The 1,228-nt window shown below is 39.3% G+C and carries 1 protein-coding gene; it reads right to left on the bottom strand.

All coding sequences use genetic code 11. The features are described 5' to 3' along the window. Positions 1–519: 519 nt before the first annotated feature. Entirely contained in the window at positions 520–879 is a 360-nt protein-coding gene (locus A1D16_RS20020) for a DUF2200 domain-containing protein (RefSeq protein WP_290712866.1), read from the bottom strand. Positions 880–1,228 lie beyond the last annotated feature (349 nt).

The following is a 1,228-nucleotide window of genomic DNA, read 5'->3' as shown; positions in this document are numbered from 1 at the left end:
CTGTAAGACAACCTTTGACAGCTTAGTTGAAAAGCACCGTACTCAATTTTCTAAAATCCGGCGCTGGACAGGTTGCGCCCATATTTGTATATGAATCCGATCCGGGTTTATTCGTCAGACCGCTGGAGTCAGCTAACATTATCCGGTGATCTGAATTACTGAACAATAAATATTTCCCAGAACCTGACAGCGTTGGTCCATGCGCCCTGGAGCTAAGCGACACTATTAAAATGGATCACGTAAAAGATACCCGGAAAGAGTATCCATGCCGATCGATAAAAGATGCCTGAGTGCAACCGAGCAGTTTCGTCTAATACGCAACAAAGCAAAAAAGTCACCTTTTATGGTAATTCAAACAGTAAAGTTGTTATGGACTGTAGCAATCTCAATTTGCATGTACACCACCTGAACTTTGGCATTTTTCGGCACCTACTATCCGTTCAAGCCGGGCACCTGAATTCCTCAGGTTGATCCTGCAGGTGTTACACCGCATAAAAACATGAACGAACCCAGGTAATTCTATCGCAGGATTTTTTCCATTTTTTTACCTTTAGCTAATTCATCAACCAGCTTATCCAGCCATCTTACCTGCCGCGTTAACTCGTTGTCAATTTCTTCAATCCGATAACCGCAAATTACGCCGGTAATCAAACCCGCCTTAGGATGAATATTTGCCCGTTTAAAAAATGTTTCAAAATTTACTTTTTCTTCAATAAGAGCTTCTATTTTTTCCTTATTAAAACCAGTAAGCCATTCAATTACCTGAAACAACTCCTCTTTGGAGCGTCCTTTTGATTCCACTTTAGTAACATAGTGCGGAAATACAGATGAAAATGTCATTTTGGCTATACGTTCATTGTGTTCCGGTGTAGGTTTCATCAGAATAAACTTTTCTTGCATTGGTAAAATACAACTAAAATTCTTTGCATGCTTAAGCAGGTTAATCACTTCTACATGCCGGCAGCCGGAAACTAACGGCTTTCGAGGTAACTTAGCATAGCCCCAAAAGCATTTTACCTATTAAATCATTCATTTTCAGCATATTTAACCCATAATAAATGGTCGGTTATATTACTATTCCGCTCTCCGCGGGGAAATAGTTCGGTATTTTTACCGAACTTTTCAATAATTCGTATTTTTTACCGAACTTTCCGATAATTCGTATTTTTTACCGAACTCCACAATAAAATGACCTACCATTCTGTTATCACCTGCGATATTGTGAATT

The sequence above is a fragment of the Flavihumibacter sp. CACIAM 22H1 genome, from assembly GCF_001601815.1.
GTDB lineage: Bacteria > Bacteroidota > Bacteroidia > Chitinophagales > Chitinophagaceae > Flavihumibacter.
This window is presented reverse-complemented; position numbering and strand designations above follow the sequence as displayed.